This window comes from Marinobacter sp. SS21 (assembly GCF_028369065.1).
Taxonomy (GTDB): Bacteria; Pseudomonadota; Gammaproteobacteria; order Pseudomonadales; family Oleiphilaceae; genus Marinobacter.
Map to the genome: position 1 here is coordinate 86,128 of NZ_JAQNDA010000012.1, position 20,065 is coordinate 106,192.

16 protein-coding genes and 3 tRNA genes are annotated in these 20,065 nt (G+C 59.6%); 13 read left to right on the forward strand and 6 right to left on the reverse strand.

The genetic code is table 11. From position 1 onward, the window contains the following. Window positions 1-31: 31 nt before the first annotated feature. The 3 genes from N6L25_RS15355 (at window position 32) to N6L25_RS15365 (ending at window position 541) form a co-directional block, all read left to right on the forward strand. Window positions 32-122: transfer RNA gene (locus tag N6L25_RS15355), tRNA-Ser, on the forward strand. Window positions 123-366: 244 nt separating this feature from the next. Next, a tRNA-Arg gene (locus tag N6L25_RS15360) sits at window positions 367-443 on the forward strand. 21 nt (window positions 444-464) lie between these two features. Beyond that, a tRNA-Arg gene (locus tag N6L25_RS15365) sits at window positions 465-541 on the forward strand. 276 nt (window positions 542-817) lie between these two features. Here the strand turns inward: N6L25_RS15365 and N6L25_RS15370 are convergent. Next, on the reverse strand, window positions 818-1,312 hold the full coding sequence (locus N6L25_RS15370; RefSeq protein WP_271981973.1) for a CHRD domain-containing protein: 495 nt from the start codon (window positions 1,310-1,312) through the stop codon (window positions 818-820). Between the two features lie 151 nt (window positions 1,313-1,463). Between N6L25_RS15370 and N6L25_RS15375 the strand changes: the two genes are divergently transcribed. Then, entirely contained in the window at window positions 1,464-1,880 is a 417-nt protein-coding gene (locus N6L25_RS15375; RefSeq protein ID WP_271981975.1) for a hypothetical protein, read from the forward strand. A 54-nt stretch (window positions 1,881-1,934) separates the two neighbouring features. Continuing rightward, a complete protein-coding gene (locus N6L25_RS15380; RefSeq protein WP_271981977.1) occupies window positions 1,935-2,570 on the forward strand; it encodes a hypothetical protein in 636 nt (211 codons plus the stop codon). Between the two features lie 22 nt (window positions 2,571-2,592). Here N6L25_RS15380 and N6L25_RS15385 read toward each other — a convergent pair whose 3' ends face one another. Then, a complete protein-coding gene (locus tag N6L25_RS15385; RefSeq protein ID WP_271981979.1) occupies window positions 2,593-3,132 on the reverse strand; it encodes a DUF2058 domain-containing protein in 540 nt (179 codons plus the stop codon). A 106-nt stretch (window positions 3,133-3,238) separates the two neighbouring features. On the opposite strand from N6L25_RS15385, the gene dbpA reads away from it, so the two are divergent. The 5 genes from dbpA to N6L25_RS15410 all read left to right on the forward strand — a co-directional run bounded on the left by dbpA (window position 3,239) and on the right by N6L25_RS15410 (window position 8,849). Further along, window positions 3,239-4,612, forward strand: a complete 1,374-nt coding sequence (gene dbpA / locus N6L25_RS15390; RefSeq protein ID WP_271981981.1) for an ATP-dependent RNA helicase DbpA — start codon at window positions 3,239-3,241, stop codon at window positions 4,610-4,612. A 213-nt stretch (window positions 4,613-4,825) separates the two neighbouring features. After that, the gene (locus N6L25_RS15395; protein WP_271981983.1) at window positions 4,826-5,077 is read left to right on the forward strand and encodes an OadG family protein; all 252 of its coding nucleotides are present in this window, start codon (window positions 4,826-4,828) and stop codon (window positions 5,075-5,077) included. Window positions 5,078-5,119: 42 nt separating this feature from the next. Beyond that, entirely contained in the window at window positions 5,120-6,898 is a 1,779-nt protein-coding gene (oadA, locus tag N6L25_RS15400) for a sodium-extruding oxaloacetate decarboxylase subunit alpha (RefSeq protein ID WP_271981985.1), read from the forward strand. Between the two features lie 13 nt (window positions 6,899-6,911). Continuing rightward, complete coding sequence (locus tag N6L25_RS15405) at window positions 6,912-8,246, forward strand: sodium ion-translocating decarboxylase subunit beta (RefSeq protein WP_271981987.1); 1,335 nt, start codon at window positions 6,912-6,914, stop codon at window positions 8,244-8,246. Window positions 8,247-8,375: 129 nt separating this feature from the next. After that, window positions 8,376-8,849 (forward strand): ester cyclase, encoded by a 474-nt coding sequence (locus tag N6L25_RS15410; RefSeq protein ID WP_271981989.1) that lies wholly within the window; start codon window positions 8,376-8,378, stop codon window positions 8,847-8,849. A gap of 176 nt (window positions 8,850-9,025) precedes the next feature. Here N6L25_RS15410 and N6L25_RS15415 read toward each other — a convergent pair whose 3' ends face one another. Genes N6L25_RS15415 through imuA form a run of 3 tightly spaced genes read right to left on the reverse strand, consistent with a single transcriptional unit; the run spans window position 9,026 to window position 14,264 of the window. After that, window positions 9,026-12,142 carry an error-prone DNA polymerase gene (locus tag N6L25_RS15415; protein ID WP_271981991.1) on the reverse strand — a complete coding sequence of 1,039 codons (3,117 nt, stop codon included), beginning with the start codon at window positions 12,140-12,142 and terminating at the stop codon, window positions 9,026-9,028. Between the two features lie 6 nt (window positions 12,143-12,148). Next, window positions 12,149-13,564, reverse strand: coding sequence for a Y-family DNA polymerase (locus N6L25_RS15420; RefSeq protein WP_271981994.1), 1,416 nt, complete (start codon window positions 13,562-13,564; stop codon window positions 12,149-12,151). A gap of 4 nt (window positions 13,565-13,568) precedes the next feature. Then, window positions 13,569-14,264, reverse strand: a complete 696-nt coding sequence (gene imuA, locus N6L25_RS15425; protein WP_271981996.1) for a translesion DNA synthesis-associated protein ImuA — start codon at window positions 14,262-14,264, stop codon at window positions 13,569-13,571. A 169-nt stretch (window positions 14,265-14,433) separates the two neighbouring features. On the opposite strand from imuA, the gene N6L25_RS15430 reads away from it, so the two are divergent. Beyond that, window positions 14,434-14,775 carry a 4a-hydroxytetrahydrobiopterin dehydratase gene (locus N6L25_RS15430; RefSeq protein WP_271981998.1) on the forward strand — a complete coding sequence of 114 codons (342 nt, stop codon included), beginning with the start codon at window positions 14,434-14,436 and terminating at the stop codon, window positions 14,773-14,775. Here N6L25_RS15430 and N6L25_RS15435 read toward each other — a convergent pair. After that, complete coding sequence (locus N6L25_RS15435; RefSeq protein ID WP_271982000.1) at window positions 14,772-15,770, reverse strand: integron integrase; 999 nt, start codon at window positions 15,768-15,770, stop codon at window positions 14,772-14,774. The two genes, N6L25_RS15430 and N6L25_RS15435, sit on opposite strands and share 4 nt — an antisense overlap. A 1,609-nt stretch (window positions 15,771-17,379) precedes the next feature. On the opposite strand from N6L25_RS15435, the gene N6L25_RS15440 reads away from it, so the two are divergent. Together N6L25_RS15440 and N6L25_RS15445 are read left to right on the forward strand one after the other, a co-directional pair. Then, window positions 17,380-18,963, forward strand: a complete 1,584-nt coding sequence (locus N6L25_RS15440; protein ID WP_271982002.1) for an IS1182 family transposase — start codon at window positions 17,380-17,382, stop codon at window positions 18,961-18,963. Window positions 18,964-19,170: 207 nt separating this feature from the next. Then, the gene (locus N6L25_RS15445) at window positions 19,171-19,899 is read left to right on the forward strand and encodes a Cthe_2314 family HEPN domain-containing protein (protein WP_271982004.1); all 729 of its coding nucleotides are present in this window, start codon (window positions 19,171-19,173) and stop codon (window positions 19,897-19,899) included. The last annotated feature ends 166 nt before the right edge of the window (window positions 19,900-20,065 follow it).

Sequence of the window (20,065 nt, forward strand, 5' to 3'; positions counted from 1 at the left end):
AATTTTATGGTAGTATACGCGGCGTTCTCAAGGAGAGGTGGGTGAGTGGCTGAAACCAGTTCCCTGCTAAGGAACCATACGTATTGCGCGTATCGAGGGTTCGAATCCCTCCCTCTCCGCCATTTCCTTAATCGGCAATGAGAACGGTTGGGATAGCATCCAACAGGTTTTTGATATAGGCGGCTGTAGCTCAGCTGGATAGAGTACCTGGCTACGAACCAGGCGGTCGGAGGTTCGACCGAGCGAGCGAAGCACGCGAAGGAACGTCGGAGCAAAGCGACGACGGCCCCGAAGGGGTGAGGCCTGGAAGGCCGAATAATCCTCCCTGAGGATTTGCACTTAGTGTGCAGTAAGTTTTTGATATACGCGGCTGTAGCTCAGCTGGATAGAGTACCTGGCTACGAACCAGGCGGTCGGAGGTTCGAATCCTCCCAGCCGCGCCATCAAAAACGACCAAAGTTTAAGCGGCTGTAGCTCAGCTGGATAGAGTACCTGGCTACGAACCAGGCGGTCGGAGGTTCGAATCCTCCCAGCCGCGCCAAATCCGAAACGCCTCATCATCGTAATCCCCGGTGATGAGGCGTTTTTATTTGTCAGATGGGATTCGTACCGAAAGAGGTTCGACCGAAGCACACACCGTGTGCGGAGGAACGTCGGCGCAACGCGACGACGACCCCGAAGGGGCGAAGGCCGTAGGCCCGAGTAATCCTCCCAGCCGCGCCAAATCCGAAACGCCTCATCATCGTAATCCCCGGTGATGAGGCGTTTTTATTTGTCAGATGGGATTCGCACCGAAAGAGGTTCGACCGTAGCTTTCTTACATCCCGTGGCCCGCCTTCATCAACTGCCCCCGAATCGCACCATCCGGGTACTCCGGATTATGAATGTTGATGTAGAAATCCGCGGGGTTCTCCAGAATCCGCTTCACAATGCCGGCCTCACAGGTGGGGAACTTGCCTTCCTCGCCCTCGGTCAGGCAGTCCGCCGCATCCCCGTCTTCCGGTCCAGCCAGCATGGCGATGGGGGCTCCGTTTCTGCTGGCATCGGCTTCGTGAATATGGGCGGCCATGCCTTCACCCACCGGCACCGTCTGAATGTTGTTAACCTGGATGACGTAACACAGCGTGGTCGGATCGCCGTCGACGCCAAAGACATGGGCGTGGCCCTTGCCATCGGAGTCGCCCGTGGTGCCAACCAGGTTGTCAGCGGAAAGATGGGTGGAAATAACGTGATTGGTGTGACCCGCAAGAGCAGCACCGCTTGCCAGCAGCGTTGTCGTCAACAGGATGGATTGAGTCGTTTTGTTATTCATCGCACGTCTCCTGAAAGTAAGTTGTTTTTAGTGGCTACTTTTATAGGTTCGTTGCGTTGGAGGATTTGGATGCACCAACCACGAAAATTATTGTCCAAAAGCTGAGCTAAGCTGAGGTGGGGCGACGCCCCCGGAGGGTGGTGATGTGGCGATGGGCAGAGTATGGCCGCCTCTTTTCGCGGTGTTGCTCATGTTTATGGGGCACGGTGTTGCACATGCGCAAGGGGCGCGGGAAGTCCTTGAGGGGGCGATCTTTGAAGGCGTGCTGCGGGAGGTGGGGGCAATCTCCGGTGGCGATGCTGATCGACTGATTTTTCGGGGCGGTCTTTTTATTTCTGAGGCCTGCAAAGACTATGGCTTTGAGGAGGCGGCCTATACGGCCAGTCGACAAGATGACCGAATCCTGTTTGAGGCCACGTCGGTTAGTCCCTCCCACGGCAGAATGGTCTGGCACGGCGTTCGCCAGGGTGACCGGCTAGAAGCGGAGGTGGTCTGGACCAAGGAGCGATGGTATTGGGATATTCGCCGGGAGTACCAGTTCCTGGGGCAGCTAACCACTCAACGGTAAAGCCGACACGCTGCCGCCGGTTGGAGCTTTTAGGGCAAGCCTAGGATTACTTGCATGGTGATTGGAAATCGATGGGCCAAGATATTGGTGCTGGCCGGATTGGCTGTCGCCCTGAATGTCGCGGGCCACTGGCTGGCTCAGGTGCTGAACTTCCAGGTTTTTCCTCGCCACGAGCCCATGCTGCATATGATTGTGCTCATCGCGGCGACCCTTTATATCCTGCTGATGGCGGTGCCGTTCATGCCCGGTATCGAGATTGGTTTGGCGCTGCTGGTATTACTGGGCGGAGAAGGGGCACTCCTGGTCTATCTGAGTACGGTGCTCTCCCTGTCGTTGAGTTATGGTTTGGGGCGTCTGATGCCAGGAAGTAGTATCAGTGGATTGCTGTCCTGGTTGCACTTCGCCAGGGCTTCGGAGCTGGCCAGGCAAATGGAGCGCCAGTCACCATCGGCGCGTCTGGATCTGTTGTACCGGCGAGTGCCGGGGAATGTCTTGCCGTTTGTGCTGCGGCATCGATTCGTGGCGGTGGCGGTATTGCTGAACTTGCCGGGCAATGCCCTGATTGGAGGGGGCGGCGGCATCGGTATGGTGTTGGGAATGAGCCGGCTGATTCCGTACTACCAGTATCTCCTCACAATGGCGCTGGCGGTGGCGCCAGTGCCATTGCTGTTTTATCTCACCGGTATCTGACCATGGCAACGAGGATGCGGGACTACCACATAAGATCGTCGGGAATTTCATAGCCCGCGTAGGGGTCGTCTTCGTCCGCTTCGCTCTGTTGGGCTCGGTCATGGAGAACCACAACGGCCTGCTCATCCCGTTCCATAATTTTGCGGGCCACGGCCTCGGCCACCACCTCGTAGTTGTCGTTGACAAATACGATGGCCAGCCGTCCTCTCGACAGCGGATCGACCATGTCAGACGCCACCGGGATCTTCTTGATCTTCTTGTCGTGAACAAACTGGTAGGATTCCTCGCCCCTGGCGCGGTCCAGCCGATTGGTCTCCACCAGTTGGCGTATCTGGGCCTGGATGGCTTTCTTTTCCGCTTCCTGCTGGCGGGCAAGGTTGAGCTGGCGATCGCGCTCGGCTTTCTCTTCCCGTGCCTGCTGTGCCCGAAGCTGCGCCTCGTTCACCTCAGTGGTGCCTTTGGGCTGTTGCTTGCGTTGCTTGCGTTTCTCCTGGCGAATGGCCTTGGCCTTCTTCTCGTCGGCGAGGCCGGCCTTTAGGAGTTGCTCCTGAAGTGATGCCATTTACTGCTCCGTTACTGAATTCCAGACTCTTGATTGCGGTTCCGGTAGTATACGCCCTCCGGATTCGATCCCGTAACCGTCCACTCAACTTCCCGGAATTTCCTTTATGTCTTCCTTTAATGCGTTAGGGTTGTCCCAGGCCATGCAGACCAATCTGGCCCAGCTCGGCTACGAGCGGCCCACTCCGGTCCAGGCGGAGGCGCTACCGCCGGTGCTGGCCGGGCGGGATGTGATTGCCATGGCCAGAACCGGCAGCGGCAAAACGGCAGCGTTTGGCATCGGTCTGATAGAGCGGCTGAAACCCAGACGCTTTGCCGTGCAGGGGCTGGTGTTGTGTCCAACCCGGGAACTGGCCGATCAGGTGGCCAAGGCTTTGCGGGCCCTGGCTCGGGCCCGGCACAACGTCAAGGTATTAACCCTGTGCGGCGGGGTGGCCATCGGCCCGCAAATCGGCTCCCTCAGCCACGGGGCGCACCTGGTGGTGGGCACTCCGGGACGAGTGCAGGACCATCTCCGCAAAGGCACCCTGACACTGGATCACCTGAGCACCCTGGTGCTGGACGAAGCGGATCGAATGCTGGATATGGGCTTCAGTGAATCCATTGAGGACATTCTTGGCCAGACCCCGGCGCAACGGCAGACCCTGCTGTTTTCGGCGACCTGGCCCCCGGAGATTCGCAAGCTCAGCGAGGGCTACCAACGGGAACCGGTTGATATCCGGGTGGCCGAAACCGAGCCGAAGCCGGATATTGAAGAGCTGTTCTACGAGCTTGAGCCTGGTCAGCAAACCGATGCCCTGGCTGCCGTATTGTCGGAGCGCCAGCCATCGGCCTGCATCGCCTTCTGTACCACCAAAAAGCAGTGCGACGATGTTGCCGGCGACCTGAGCGCCCGGGGGTTTGAGGCACTGGCGCTGCATGGCGATTTGGAACAGAAGGAGCGGGACTCGGTGCTGGTTCGGTTCGCCAACGGCAGTGCCACCGTGCTGGTGGCCACCGATGTTGCGGCTCGCGGCTTGGACATTCAGGGCCTGCCGCTGGTGGTAAACGTGGAGCCGGCGCGGGATGCCGAAGTGCACACCCACCGCATTGGCCGCACCGGGCGGGCCGGGGAGGCTGGGCATGCCATTACCTTTTGTACCCCGAAACAGGGGCATCGGCTGACCCTACTTGAGCAGCGGCGAGGAACGGAGTTGAGCTGGGGGGAGACTGAGTCGCTACTGGCCATTGCCGACCGCCCAGTGACGCCGGCCATGCGAACCCTGGCCATTGCCGGGGGTCGAAAGAACAAGGTGCGACCGGGGGATATTCTGGGAGCGCTGACCGGAGATGCCGGGTTGCCCGGCTCAGCGGTCGGCAAGATTGACTTGTTTGATTTCGAGTGCTTTGTGGCCATAGAAGCGGAATTGGCCCGCCAGGCGTTGCGGCGGTTAGAGACGGGGCGGATCAAGGGGCGTAATTTCCGGGTCAGGCTGGTGTAAACCGAAATCGTTTCGATTGCGCGGCATGCCTGACGTGGTCGCATCTGGCTAAAGGATTGGCCTGTTTGAATCTTCTGTTTAGGTTGCTCCCTATCCCGGAAACCGGTAAATTACGCGGGATTTTGCCCCCCGAAATGTGCCGGTTGGGCCACACCTTTGGAGAGAAGGTGTTTCGGGGAAAATCAATTCAATCAATACAGGTAGTTATTCGCTATGGATAACCTGATGTCACAAGCCGTTGACCTGATGATTGCGGGCATGGGGTTTGTTTTTGCGTTCCTGGTGGTACTGGTGTTCGCAACGCAGATCATGTCCAAGGTCGTTTCCCGGTTGACGCCACCTGAGCCGGCCACCCCGGTAAGAACTCCTCGTGCAAAGCCCTCAGCACCTGCATCGGTTGACCCCGATACCGCTGAAGCGATCAAGAAGGCGATTGCACAGTTCCGGGCGCGCCACAAAAAGTGATCCGGAAGACGAATTAGAACCTTTAAACAGAAGGCTGACACGATGACAGACACAAAGAAACCGTTGGGGATTACGGACGTTATCCTGCGTGACGCCCACCAGTCCCTGCTGGCAACCCGCATGCGTCTCGACGACATGCTTCCCATTGCCGAGAAGCTCGACAAGGTTGGCTTCTGGTCCCTGGAATCCTGGGGTGGCGCTACTTTTGACTCCTGCATCCGTTACCTGGGCGAAGACCCCTGGGAGCGCATTCGCGAGCTGAAGAAAGCCATGCCCAATACCCCCCAGCAAATGCTGCTGCGTGGCCAGAACCTGCTGGGCTACCGTCACTACGCTGACGATGTGGTTGAACGCTTTGTTGATCGTGCCTCCGAAAACGGCGTCGACGTGTTCCGTATCTTCGATGCGATGAACGACCCGCGTAACCTGGATACTGCCATTAAGGCGGTCCGCAAGACTGGCAAGCATGCCCAGGGCACCATTTCCTACACCGTGAGCCCGGTCCATACCATCGAGATGTGGGTGGAACTGGCTAAGCAGATCGAGTCCATGGGTGCTGACTCCATCGCCATTAAAGACATGGCGGGCCTGCTCAAGCCGTACGTTGCTTTTGATCTGGTAACGCGTCTGAAGAAGGAGCTGAGTGTTCCGATTCACATGCAGTGCCACGCCACCACCGGTATGTCCACCGCCACCGCCATCAAGGCAGCGGAAGCGGGCATCGACAACGTCGATACTGCCATCTCTTCCATGTCCATGACCTACGGTCACTCGCCCACCGAAGCCGTGGTCGCGATCCTCGAAGGCACCGACCGCGATACTGGCCTGGACATCAACCTGCTGGAAGAAATTGCCGGTTACTTCCGCGAAGTTCGGAAGAAGTACGCCAAGTTCGAGGGCAGCCTGAAGGGTGTCGATTCTCGCATCCTGACCGCCCAGGTTCCTGGCGGCATGCTGACCAACATGGAAAGCCAGCTGCGCGAGCAGAACGCCATCAACAAGTTTGATGACGTACTGGCCGAGATTCCCAAGGTGCGCGAAGACCTGGGCTTCATCCCGCTGGTTACCCCGACCTCTCAGATCGTGGGCACCCAGGCGGTGCTGAACGTTCTGACTGGCGAACGTTACAAGTCCATCTCCAAGGAAACCGCAGCGGTTCTGAAGGGCGAGTACGGCGCTGCGCCGGCGGCCTTCAACAAAGAGCTGCAGGAGCGGGTTCTGGAAGGCAAGGAGCCCGTGACCTGCCGTCCGGCCGATCTGCTGGAGCCGGAAATGGACAAGCTGACCGGCGAGCTGAAGCAGATTGCTGGCGACAAGGGCATCAAGCTGGCAGAGCAGGAAGTGGACGACGTTCTCACTTACGCACTGTTCCCGCAGATCGGCCTGAAGTTCCTGGAAAACCGTGGCAACCCGGATGCGTTCGAGCCGGTCCCGACCGGTGAGGAAATGGTTCCTGCCAAGAAAGCAGCCGGTCCGGAAACTTACACCGTCAACGTCAATGGCAAGGAGTTCGTGGTTGCGGTCACCGAAGGCGGTGAACTCAGCCAGATCGAAGCCAAGGGCGGCGCGGCTGCGGCTCCCGCGGCAGCTCCGGTACCTGCCGGTGGCGGCGAGCCTGTGCTGGCTCCGCTGGGCGGTAACATCTTCAAGGTCGAGGTTTCACCCGGCGACGTGGTGGAAGAGGGCGATGTGCTGATCATCCTCGAAGCCATGAAGATGGAAACCGAAGTACGAGCGCCAAAAGGCGGAACCATCGGTGAAGTGTTCATCAAAGTCGGTGATGCCGTCGCTGTTGATGATGAAATGCTGACAATCGCATAAGGGCCAGCATTCCATGGATAAGTTATTTACGCTCTGGACAGGTAGTGGCCTGTTCAACATCGAGTTCGGCCAGGTGATCATGATCGCCATCGGCCTGCTTCTGCTGTTCCTTGCGATCCGCAAGGGCTTTGAGCCGTTGCTGCTGGTACCGATTGGTTTCGGTGGCATCCTGGCGAACATTCCGGAGGCAGGGCTTGCTCTGTCGGCCGCGGAAAATGCCATTCACTTCGCTCTGAAGAATGGCGCCTCGAGCGTTCTGGCCGCATTGGCGGCACCGCTGGATGTGGCCTACCAGGTCGGCCAGGCGGTTACCCCCGAGCTGAAAGAAGCGTTCAAGGCGGCGATCAAGGAAGCCAGCTATTCCCAGATGGCCATGGCCAACGCCTTGGCGCAAGACCTCGGCTACGGCAACGGCATGCTCTATAACTTCTACACCGTGGTTATCGGCAGTACCATTGGCCCGCTGTTGATCTTCATGGGTGTGGGTGCGATGACCGACTTTGGTCCGCTGCTGGCCAACCCGAAGACCCTGCTGCTGGGTGCCGCGGCTCAGTTCGGTATCTTCGGTACCGTGATTGGCGCGGCGCTGCTGGACTGGACTGGCGTTCTGCAGTTCAACATTCTGGAAGCGGCGGCCATTGGTATCATCGGTGGTGCTGACGGTCCGACGTCCATCTATGTGTCCACTGTTCTGGCTCCGCATCTGTTGGGTGCAATCGCGGTCTCTGCCTATGCTTACATGGCGTTGGTACCGATGATCCAGCCGCCGATCATGAAGGCACTGACCAGCCATGAAGAGCGTGCCATCAAGATGAGCCAGCTGCGTCCGGTCAGCAAGCAAGAGAAGATTATCTTCCCGCTGGTGGTGCTGATTGCCGTGGTGCTGTTCCTGCCGGATGCGGCTCCGCTGCTGGGTATGTTCTGCTTCGGTAACCTGATGCGTGAGTGTGGCGTGGTTGAGCGTCTGAGCGACACCGCCCAGAACGCGCTGATCAACATCGTGACCATTTTCCTGGGTCTGTCCGTTGGCTCCAAGCTGATGGCGGACAAGTTCCTGGATGGCCAGACTCTGGGTATCCTGGGCCTGGGTATTGTGGCCTTCGGTGTGGGCACCGCCTCTGGTGTTCTGATGGCCAAGCTGATGAACAGGGTCAGCAAAGATCAGATCAACCCGCTGATCGGTTCTGCCGGGGTCTCTGCGGTGCCGATGGCGGCGCGGGTCTCCAACAAGGTTGGTCTTGAAGCCAACCCGCAGAACTTCCTGCTGATGCACGCCATGGGCCCCAACGTGGCTGGCGTTATCGGCTCTGCGGTGGCCGCCGGTGTGATGATCAAGCTGCTGAGCTGATCCTCGCCTGACGGCAAGAAAACCCGCCCGGTGCACGCCCGGCGGGTTTTTTATTGCCTGATTTTCAGCCCGCCAGGTGGCGGGGAGCTAGTATGTAGGGTGTGCTTCAAGGTTAGTGGAGGCGACCTCATGATTCCGGACCACGTCAGGGCCCAGCTTGATGCGGCCTACAGTGACGCTCAGTACCAACAGATTCGTGAACTCTGGAAACACCATTCCATATCCGAAGACCAACGCAGCATTGAGGGCCTGATGTCCACGCTCACCGAGGACTGTGAGTACGTGATGCGGCCGTCCGGCACCAAGTGGCAGGGTAAAGTTGGCGCCACCCGTTTCTACACCGAGTTGCTGTCTGCGTTCCCGGATATCAAGTTCGAGCTGCAGAACATCGTCATCGGTCCCCAGGGCGTGTATGAGGAGGCCGACGTGACCGGCACGCTGCTGGGGAGCTGGCAGGGTTGGCGCGGGGATGGCCAGAAGATCGAGTTCACGGTGCAGATTTTCTTCCCCTGGGACGAAGCTGCCGGCAAGTTCCGGGGCGAGATCATCCATCTGGATTATGATCGCATCCTGGCCCGGTACGGCGTCTGCCAGGTGACATGAAAGGGGATGCTGGCTTGGCCGTAGGATGAGGTGAGCTACGCGAACCGCATCATTCCGACCAGGCTGTCGGATGGTCTCGCCCCGCAAATGATGCGGTTCGGCAAGCCTCACCTCATCCTACCTTTGTGCCGTCGCTGTTGGGTGGGCGGCGATACGGTATCCCCCGTCTGTAGTGACTACTGAAAATCCCGGGAACGGACGTTGAGGTTTTCGATCAGGTGGCTGAGGTCGTTCAGTTTGCCCGCCATCACGTGAATGATGTCGCCCTCCCGCTCGATGGTGCCCTTCACATGCAGTAGCCGGGCGGTTAGCAGGGGCTTACGCTGACGCTGGGCGGTGGCCAGCCATACCACCACGTTGATGTTGCCGGTTTCGTCCTCCAGGGTGACAAAGGTGACGCCGGCGGCCGAGCCCGGTCGCTGCCGGCCGGTGACCAGCCCCGCGACCTGTACTGGGCGCCCCGGCTCGGCCGCCAGCAGCTGTTGGGCGTTGAAGCAGTGTTTCAGGTGGCCCTGTTCCCGCAGCAGAGCCAGCGGGTGGCGCTGCAGGGTCAGGCCCTGGCTGGCGTAGTCCGCCAGAATGCTCTGGCCCTCGCTGGGCTCGGGCAGGGTTACCAGGGTGTCGGAGCGGTATTCCTCTGGTGCTTCGCCCAGTAACAGACCGGCTTCCCGCTCATGGCCCAATAACTGCCAGTAGGCCTGGTGGCGGTTGTCGCTGAACGGTGCCAGGGCCCCGGCGCCGGCCAGGGCCTCCAGGTCCCGTTGCGCCAGGCCGGTGCGTTGTCGTAACTCCGTGGCCGACCGATAACCCTCGTCGGGACGGTGCTGGCAGAGCCGTTCGCCGGCGTCCCGGGACAAGCCCCGGACCAGCCGGAACCCGAGCCGCAGCTTCTGCTCCGGCCCCGGCCCCTCCAGGGTATGGTCCCAGGCGCTATGGTTCACCTCGATGGGCAGCACGGCGACGTCGTGGCGGCGGGCGTCCTGCACCAGCTGGGACGGCGAGTAAAACCCCATCGGCTGACTGTTGAGCAGACCGCAGTAGAAGGCGGCCGGGTGGTGGCGCTTGAGCCAGGCCGAGATGTACACCAGCAAGGCGAAACTGGCGGCATGGGACTCCGGGAAGCCATAGCCACCAAAACCGCAGATCTGCTTGTACAAACGCTCGGCAAAGTCCTCGCTGTGGCCCCGCGCCAGCATGCCCTGAATGAGCTTGTCGCGGAACCCGGTGAGGTCGCCGTCGGACTTCCAGGCGGCCATGGCCCGGCGTAGCCGGTCGGCTTCACCGGCGCTGAATCCGGCCGCCACCATGGCCAACTTGATGGCCTGCTCCTGGAAGATCGGCACCCCCAAAGTCCGCTCCAACACCTGGCGCACCTCGTCGTTGGGGTAGGTCACCGGTTCCTTCCGGGCGCGGCGTTTCAGGTAGGGGTGAACCATGTCGCCCTGAATTGGTCCGGGGCGCACGATGGCCACCTGGATCACCAGGTCGTAGTAGCGTTCCGGTCGCAGCCGGGGCAGCATGTTCATCTGGGCCCGGGACTCCACCTGGAACACCCCGATGCTGTCGCCCGCCTGCAGCATCTCATACACCCTGGGGTCCTCCCGCTCGATGTCCGGCAAGCCGAAGGGCCGGCCTTTTTGCTGGCTGATCAGCGCCAGTGCCTTGCGGATGGCGGACAGCATGCCCAGGGCGAGCACGTCCACCTTCATCAGTCCCAGGCTCTCAAGGTCGTCCTTGTCCCACTGGATCACCGTGCGCTCGGCCATGGCGGCGTTTTCCACCGGCACCAGCTCCGACAGCGGGCCGGCACTGATGACAAACCCGCCGACGTGCTGGGACAGGTGGCGGGGAAAGCCCATGATCCGACCCACCAGGGTGAAGAACTGATCCGCAATACGGGGGTTACGGGTCAGGTTCTTGTCCAGAATCTGCTGGCGCCAGTGGGTGTTCTTGTCCCGCCAGTCGATGCCGTTCAGAAACTGCTCCACCAGGGCGGGATCGAAGCCCAGGGCCTTGCCCACATCGCGAATCGCGCTGCGAGGGCGGTAGCGGATCACCGTGGCGGCCAGGGCCGCCCGGTCCCGGCCATAGCGCTGGTATATGTACTGGATCACCTCCTCCCGTCGTTCGTGTTCGAAATCCACATCAATGTCCGGGGGCTCGTCCCGGTCCTTGGAGATGAACCGCTCGAACAGCAGCTCCACCTGGGTGGGGTCCACCTCGGTAATCCCCAGGCAGTAGCACACCGCCGAGTTGGCGGCGGAGCCCCGGCCCTGGCACAGGATGTCCCGGCTGCGAGCGAAGGTGACGATGTCATGGAGAGTGAGGAAGTAGTGCTCGTAATGGAGCTCGCTGATCAGCGCCAGCTCCTTATGGATCAGCGCCTGCACCGACAGGGGCGTGCCGTTGGGGAATCGTCGCCGTTCCCCCTCAGCGGTCAGGTGCTGCAGGTAGGCGGCGGGCGTCTGGCCGTGGGGGACCAGATCGGAGGGGTATTCGTAGCGCAGGCTGCCGGGATCAAAACAGCAGCGTTCGGCGATGTTCAGCGTCTCCCGCAGCCACTGGGCGGGGAACAGCCGTTGCAATACTGGCTGCGGGCGCAGGTAACGTTCGCCGTTCTGGAACAGGGCCGAGCCGGCGTGCTCCACCGAGGTGTTGTGGCGAATGGCGGTGAGCACGTCCTGCAGCGGCTGGCACTCGCGGGCATGCATGTGAACCTGGCCGGTGGCGACCACCGGCCAGCTCAGGCGCTCGGCGAGGGTGTGGGTGCGTTCAAGCTGCTGGGCCTCGCCCGCCTCCAGGGTGCGGCTGGCGGCCAGCCAGCATCGTCCGGGAAAACAGGCCTGCAACCAGCGGCCGCAGGCGAGGGCGGCCTCCAGGTCCGCCTCATCCGCTGTTGGGGGGCTCCACAGGCACAGGCAGTGGTCGAGGGCGTGGTCCTCCACATCCGCCACGGGCAGGTGGTACTTGCCCTTGTCAGCCTGGCGCCGACCGGTGGTGATCAGCTGGCACAGCTGGCCGTAGCCGGTGCGGTTCTGGGCCAGCAGGAAGAACCGGGGCCTGGCCGCCGCCTCGGGCGCGTCGGCCAGTACAAAGTAGCTGCCGGTGATCAGGGTCACCGGGCTGTCCCGGAGCGCGGCCCAGGCCCGGGGAATGCCGGCCACGGAACATTCGTCGGTGATGGCCAGGGCACGGTATCCCAGCGCGGTGGCCCGCTCGGCCAGCTCATGGGGATGGGAGGCCCCGGTCAGGAAGGTGAAGTTGCTGAAACAGGTCAGTTCCGCGTAATCCATGGTCGTTCACCCAAACCAGCCGTGAATGAACCAGCCGCCCCGCACATCCCGAAACAGCCAGGCCAACTGGCCGCTGGCCAGCTGGGCGATGTAGTAGTCCCGTTGTACCCGTTCGCCATCCCACCAGCCGCTGTCGATTCGTTCCGGCTCGGACAGCCACGCTACCGGCGCCTGTTGCAGGGGCTGGGGGCGGGCCAGTAGCCAGAGTGGGCGCAGGGGCTGCTGGCTGGCCTCCGCCTGCGGTGCGGACCGCGGCCGTAACGACACGCCGGACCAGGCCCGTTCCGGGCGGTGGTCGGCCTCAGGGGCCAGGCGTTGCAGGGCACCGTCACCCAGCCGGGCTTGCAGGCGGCTGACCAGGGTGTACCAGGCTTCCCGCAGATCCGGGGTTTCCCCCAGCAGATCGGTTCCGCCGGGGGCATCCCGGTCCAGGAAGCGGCGCACCGTCAGTGCCAGAGCCATCACCGGGGCGCTCAAGGGGTGCTGCTCCAGCCGAATCCGGATCAGCTCGCCAAAGGCACCGGCCCGATGCTCAGGGCCGGCGGTGCGCAACGACAGTTGGCTGGCCTCCCGGTCCCGGTGGCTGAGGGTCAGGTGCAGGCTGTCGGTATCCTGCTGGCGCCACTGCAGATCGGCCTCCAGTTCCGCCAGTATGGGGTGGAGCGGGAACAGCAGGCCCTGGGCCTGTTCCGCTTCCCGTACCAGGTCCACCTGCTGGTGAAAGTGATGGGGCGGCTGCCAGAAGGCTTGCGGATCGGGGCGTTGCCCCTGGATCCGCTGAACATAGGCCAGGGTCTCCGGCGCCAGGCGCCGGGCCAGTTCCGCAGCAGGTAACTGAAAGAGCTCCCCCAGCCGGGTCAGACCCAGCCGGGTCAGCCGCTCCTGGGTGCGCGGCTCGAGCTCGGCCGCCGCCAGGGGCAGGGCGGCTATGCGGGCCTTCAGTCGCTCCTGCTCCTGCTCGCATGTCCCCGGCCCTTGCCGGGCCACCAGCCGGGCCGCTCTGGGCGTCAGGCCTGTGGCCATCCAGGCGGTCAACCGACGCTCGGCCAGAGCCTGTTGCAGGGTTTGCCAGAGTTCCGGCACTCCCCCGTACAGCCGGCGAAGGCTGCCGGCCTCCAGCAGTAGCCCATCGGGTGGCTGCAGCACGATCTGGGCCGCATAGCGGTACAGCCACTGGGCCTGTTGCGCCAGCACCGCCTCGGTCCGGGCTGTGTCCCCTGGGTGGATGGCCAGATCCGGCACCAGGGTGAGGGCGGTTTTCAGTCGCATGCCCACCTGCACACCCTGCTGTTGCGCCAGGGGACAGACCTGGGCAACCAGCGGCTGGGGGCCGGACACAACCACCATGGCGGCAGGTTCTTCAAAGGCTCGGCGCAGGTGGTCCAGCAACAGATGGGGGAAGTGCAGGTAGAGCCATAGCATGAGGCTACTCCTGGCCGTGGGAGCCCGCCCAGGGGCCGGTGATGACCTGTGGGCCGTCCTGCGAGGGCAGTCCGGCCCGGCTGGCCACCTCCAACTGACACGATTGTCCGGGCCAGCCCCCGCGGCGTTTCAGTACATTGACTCGCAGGCCCTGCCGGGGCGCGGGTTCCAGCTCCAGCCGTAGGGCCGCCGGGGAGTTCTGGCAGGCATGCCGCCGGGACCGAAAGAGCACGCAGGTGGTGTGTCCGGCCTCCGCGGCCAGTTGCAGCCGGCGAATGTCCCGACTCGCCAGACGTCCGGGCCAGGCCAGCACCAGGCCGGTGACCGCCGAGCGCAGGCAGTTTTCCAGCGTCCACAAGGTGTCCCCGGTGGAACCCGGACGAATCACCACCACCTGTTCCAGGGCCACGCCGTGCCGGAGCAGAGCCGGCGCGTAGGGAATGTGGGGCGGGTTGATCCAGAACACGGTGCGTTTGGCCTGTGCAACCCGCCGCATCAATGGCAGCACCAGTTGCAGTTCGCCAATACCGTCGTGATCCATCAGGCATTCGCTCAGCGCCCCCACCGGCCAGCCGGACTGGTTCAGCTGCTGGTCCAGCGCGGTGTAGCCGGTGGGTTCGCCAGGCGCCTGGGTGAGGCTTTGGCGATGACCCTGCCACACACGGGCGTCGTGAATCAGGGTGTTGAGGAGTTCGCTCATCGGTCGTCTCAATATACTGTTTAAATATACAGTATTCCGAATTATCGGTAATTTCAACCGAAACGAGGGTTGCAGGCCTTTCCGACCGACCGCCTTGAACTACCCTGTAAGGAAGCTCTGGCTATAGCTGATGCAGGCCAGCAAACAAACGAAGGTAAGGGGAGCCACCATGACCAAGCTGACCAAGCAGGCCTGCGAAGCCTGTCGCGCCGATGCACCACAAGTCAGCAACGAGGAGCAGCAAACCCTGTTGCAGGAAATTCCCGGCTGGAGCGTGATTGAGCTGGACGGCGAGCCCCAGTTGAAGCGGGCGTTCAAGTTCAGGAACTTCATCGAGGCGCTGGCCTTTGCCAACCAGGTGGGCGATCTGGCCGAAGCGGAAAACCACCATCCTGCCCTGCTGGTGGAGTGGGGCAAGGTCACCGTGCGCTGGTGGACCCACAAGATTGGCGGCCTGCACCGCAACGATTTCATTATGGCGGCACGCACCAGTGAACTGTATGAGGGCTAGGGATTGCAGCTGCCCATGGCATCCACCGGGCTGTGTACCCCAAACCCGCCCTTACGAACCACATGGGTATAAATCTCGGTGGTCCGTACATCGGCGTGGCCCAGCAGCTTCTGGATGGTGCGAATGTCATAGCCGGCCTCGAGCAGCCGGGTAGCGAAACTGTGGCGAAACGTATGGCTGTTTCCTGGCTTGTGAATGCCGGCCTGACGGATGGCCCGCTTGAAGTTCTTTTGTACCGTTCTGGCCATCAAATGATGCCGGCGACGGACGCCCGAGCGCGGGTCAACTGATCGCATCGGTGCGGGAAACAGGTACTGCCAGCCCGGCTCGACGCTGGCATTGGGGTACTTGCGAGCAAGCCCGTTGGGGAGATAAACCGAGCCAAACCCCTGAGCAAGATCCGCTCGATGCAGGTGCAACGTCGATTCAACCTGCAGGGTGAGGGAGTCAATCAAAGTATCCGGCAGTAAGGTGACGCGATCCTTTGCGCCTTTGCCATTCCTGACAACAATCTGCTGCATGGCAAAATCGACGTCCTTGATCCTCAGACGCAGGACTTCGTTGATTCGCAATCCGGAGCCATAAATGATCAGGGCGATCAGCTTGAAGACTCCCTCCAGCAATTCAATAACCGCACGGGCCTCCTCAGCGCTGAAAACCGTAGGCAGGCGGGCTGGTTTACGGGACAACTCGTACTGCAGCTCATCCAATGGTGTTTGCAAAAACTCCCGATACAGAAAGATCAACGCATTCAGCGCCACGCGTTGAGTGGCAACGCTGGCATTGGCTTGTAATGCCAGATGCGAGAGAAAGGCCTCCACTTCCGCCGCCGCCATGAGCCTGGGGTGTCTGCGGTTATGAAATCGGATAAAACGTTTGATCCAGAAAACGTAGGTTTTCTCTGTTTGATAGGCCAGTCCGCGTTGGCGAATCAAACCGCGGACCTGATCCATAAACCGTGTTGAGTGCGGAGCTATCGGAGGAGGAACATCCATGTTCTCGATCTCTTTGTGCTGTTTATCTATACAGTATTTGGCAATAGGAGCCAGTTCGTCAAGCGTTCCTGCTCGGAGTTATACGAACAAGTTCGTAAAACTCCGAGAATCCTCCGGGCAACTATGCTATCTATCTGATATGGTTGAAGGTAACTCAACCGAAGCCCGGAGTTATACGCCCGCAGCGGGCGCGTGCTTCGCAGGTTTTGGGGCGTATAACTCCAGTATCGACGAAGGCTTTTCGTAACTTATTGGATCTAAGGTCTTTTTGTCGTCGGTCAGGGGATTTCAATTGGAATTATACGAATGGGTGTTACATGAACGGGTTCGTATAATTAGCTGTTAACTGAAAGGAATCTATGCGAGATCATCTCATAAAGGCTTTTCCGTCTTTGGTGGAAAAGGAGCTGTCAGATGAGTACATCAGGACTCATGCTGATCCGATGTGGGATGTCCCCCTGATCCCTTTGATCAAAGCTATTCCGATATACATGCTCTGGTGCGTTGAGCACAGCTCAGAAGAGGGCGAGCTTATTTTTGATAATACAATCAGTGCATTAAACAAGTACGCTAGGGCAAAGACGCCCGACATTGAATGGCAAAATTTCAAATTTTCTTGTACACCAGAACAGGTAGAGGCAGTCAAAGCCTTTCTTTATTGGTGTCAGAGCTCGCTATTCCTAGATTATGAGCCAACTCTGTCGCGGGCAATAAAGAATTGGGAATCAATCAGTTAACAAGTAGGTGAAGCCGACCGGTACTACGCTGCGCTCCGTACCGGCAGCTTACCCAAGGCGTTAGCTGGTAGGTCTTCGGTCTTTTGGTTGGCTTGGTGCCGAGGCCGGCGTAGTTTGCTCGAGGTTTGGTAGCTCGGTCTGTCAGCGGCATTGTAGTGAGTCTCGGTGTTCACCTTATGGGGCTGTCCGCCGAAAATTCAATCGGGCTCTGCTACTCTGAAGTTCAGGTTCATTCACCGAGACTTTGGCGGTGGTTTTAATCACAGTGCATCAGCGTATGGCGGTGCCAGGGCAGCGGAGCATGCCGTCGAGTTGTTAGCCAGGGATTGGTCTTCATCGTTACCCCCAGCTAACCAGTGCGTCAAATACGTTCCGGGCCTAAAGGCCCTCCACCGGACGGCTTTTGCTCCGCTTCGCTTCGCAAAACCCGCCGTTTACGCAAGCGTTAAATGCCTGGCTCCGTCGCTTTTGGGCTTGGTGCTCGGGCTCGGTTTTGCAGTTGGTTTCGGGCAAAACACAGCCTCCAATCAGTCATCGGTTTTGGCTGGTAACTCGGGGTTAAGGTTGTGGGGCAATCCGGCGCAACCATAAGATGTTTTCGCGCATTCGGTGTTCTGGTTCCTGGCGCCATGGGTCAGCTTGGTGCAACGTATCGGGAGTAGGCATTCAGGGTTGGGTGCCACAATAAAGTGCCGGGTAACCGGCATCTAACAAATCGCATCAGTACGCGGCCGGTGGCCGCCGGACGCCCTTTACGTGGCTCCTTCGGCGCCACTCCAAGGTCGCCGCTGTGCTCCGCGTTGAGGCTGTAGAAAAACCCCGAAACCCTCCCGATTTTGATAGCATCAGGCAAACGGACAAGGAGTCGTCACGTGGCCAAGCGCAAACCCCGTTTCAAACCCTACAACCCTGACCAGAACGCCATGGTGGTGATCAACTACCAGGACCAGCTCCAGCCCGGCACCTTTGAGCATGCGGTGCATTACCTGATCGAGCACAAGCTGGACCTGTCGGTGTTTCATCCCAAGTACCGCAACGAAGACACCGGCCGGTTGGCCTACGATCCGGCCATCCTGCTGAAGATCATCCTGTTCGCCTATTCCCGGGGTATCACCTCCAGCCGCGAGATGCAGTGGTGCTGCGAGACCAACATCCAGTTCAAGGCACTGTCCTGCGATACCGTGCCGCATTTCACCACCCTGGCCAAGTTCGTCAGCGGCCATGCCGAGGCCATCGAAGCGCTGTTTGAACAGGTGCTGCTGGTGTGCCACGAGCAGGGCCTGCTGGGCAACGAACTGTTCGCCATCGATGGCTGCAAGATGTCCTCGAACGCCAGCAAGGAATGGTCCGGCACCTTTAAGGAACTGGAAGAGAAGCGGACCAAATTGCGACGGCTGATCCGCCACCACCTCAAAGCCCACTACGAACGGGACGAGGCGGACACCGAGGCCGAGCTGGATCGGGACATCCGCCGGGCCCAGACCATCCTGTCGCTGGATGAGGCCCTCCAGAAAGTCGACCGCTTCCTAAAGACCAACCGCCCAAGGATGGGCCGGGGGAAGCGGAGCAAGGAAGTGAAGAGCAACATCACCGATAACGACAGCGCCAAGATGACCACCAGCAAGGGCACGATCCAGGGCTATAACGGCGTGGCCACGGTGGACAAGAAACACCAGGTCATCATCGACGCCCAGGCTTTCGGCGAAGGGCAGGAACACCACACCCTGCAACCGGTGCTGGAGAGCGTCGAAACCCGCTTCAAGAAACTGGGTATCGCTGACAGCATCTACCAGAAAGGCACCATCGTTACCGCCGACACCGGCTTCGCCAACGAAGCCAACATGAAGTACCTGCACAACCGGAAAATCAACGGCTACATCCCGGACAACAAATTCCGCAGCCGCGATCCGAAGTTCGCGCAGCAGAAAACCAGGTACGGCAAGCGCCACCAAGACAGTCCGGCCACGGACTGGAAAGCGGTCATTCCGGCCAGTGAATTCCAGTTTGATCCGGTGGCGCTGACTTGTGTCTGCCCAGCGGGCGAAACACTGCACTACGAAGGCACCCGAACCGACCAGAACGGCGTAACCAGAGCCCACTTCCAGGGCCGCTTGCTGCAATGTCGGCACTGTCCGAAGAAACAGCGATGCATGCAGAACCCTACCTCGGCGGACCACCGCAAGGGCAAAGGGCGACAGGTCTCCTTCACCCTCGAAAACCAGCGAGCGCCCAACTACACCGACTGGATGAAACACCGGGTGGACAGCCCCAAGGGCAAGGAGATCTACAGCCACCGGATGTCGGTAGTGGAACCGGTATTCGGCAACATCGGTACCAACAAGGGCCTGAACCGCTTCAGCCTGCGGGGCCGAAAAAAGGTCCAGGGCCAGTGGCAACTCTACTGCCTGGTGCATAACATAGAGAAATTAACGAATTACGGGCAGTTAGCGGCATAAACGAAGGGCATGGCAGCCCAGCCTGTGCCCGAGGCTGAGCGGGCCTACCGCTTCCCGATTAGAAACCGGGCCGAATTCGACACCTTGGGTGGCGGAATCGGAAAACCGGCCAGTTGCTGGCTGGAAAACAGAATTGGAAATCAGGCGGTGGGATACGGCTCCGGGAAGCGTTTTTCTACAGCCTCGTTATAGCCACGAGAGGTGAGCATGAATGAAGAAAATGAGGATATTCACGAGATAGAGAAAGCTATCATCCTAGATGAGGATAGTCCGATTAGAAGAATGGACCCCGATAAAAAGGAGTTGCCTCTTGAAAGTAGGCTAGATCATTATATTTTTAATTGCTCTCAATCTTTATCTTCAATTTCAGCGTCAATTGAAAAAGCCGATATTTCGATACTTTTATTAGAATCCGCCTACGAAGACTGCCCTGAATCTGAAAACATTACTCCGGCAGAATTTGTTGAATATGCGATCGAAAACTACTTTATTAGAAGTGCTACTATCTATGATCGCTGTTTAATTTTCGTAAATAGATTGCTGGATCTAGGGATTGCAAATGATTCTATTGGCCACCAATTGCTCGTTACCAATGAGCATGTCAAGGCTTTCAAGTTAGAGTCTAAGCTGAGAGCAATACGAAAAGAATGCACTGAATATCGAGTAGAGCGTAACAAAATCGTTCATCATGGGCGCTACTCAGATGCTAATTTTACTAATATATCCGCCATGCACAAAGCTAATTTTCTGAGCGAAAAAGAGGGACTAGATCCTGTGATTCCGCCAGAGACAGTCGACTATTACATGAATAACATAATCAAAACTCAAAAGCAGGAGTTCATCGATCACCTTGAAAAAATAAAAGAAAAAGTAAAGCAGTTTTATGACTCTGCACTGCCGATTTATGGGCACAAGAAAAAAGAGTTGAGCGCATAAAGCTATAACAATCGGCTGCACGGCGACCGTTTTTCCGCCGCTTCGCGGGTGTGTCATGACGAAAGACTCCGGTCTTTCTTGCTGTATTCAAGATGAGGGAAGGCCCCTCGGTCTCGGTGACCAGACACCGGGATCAAACCGCCCTGTGCGGCTTGCATTAAGAGTG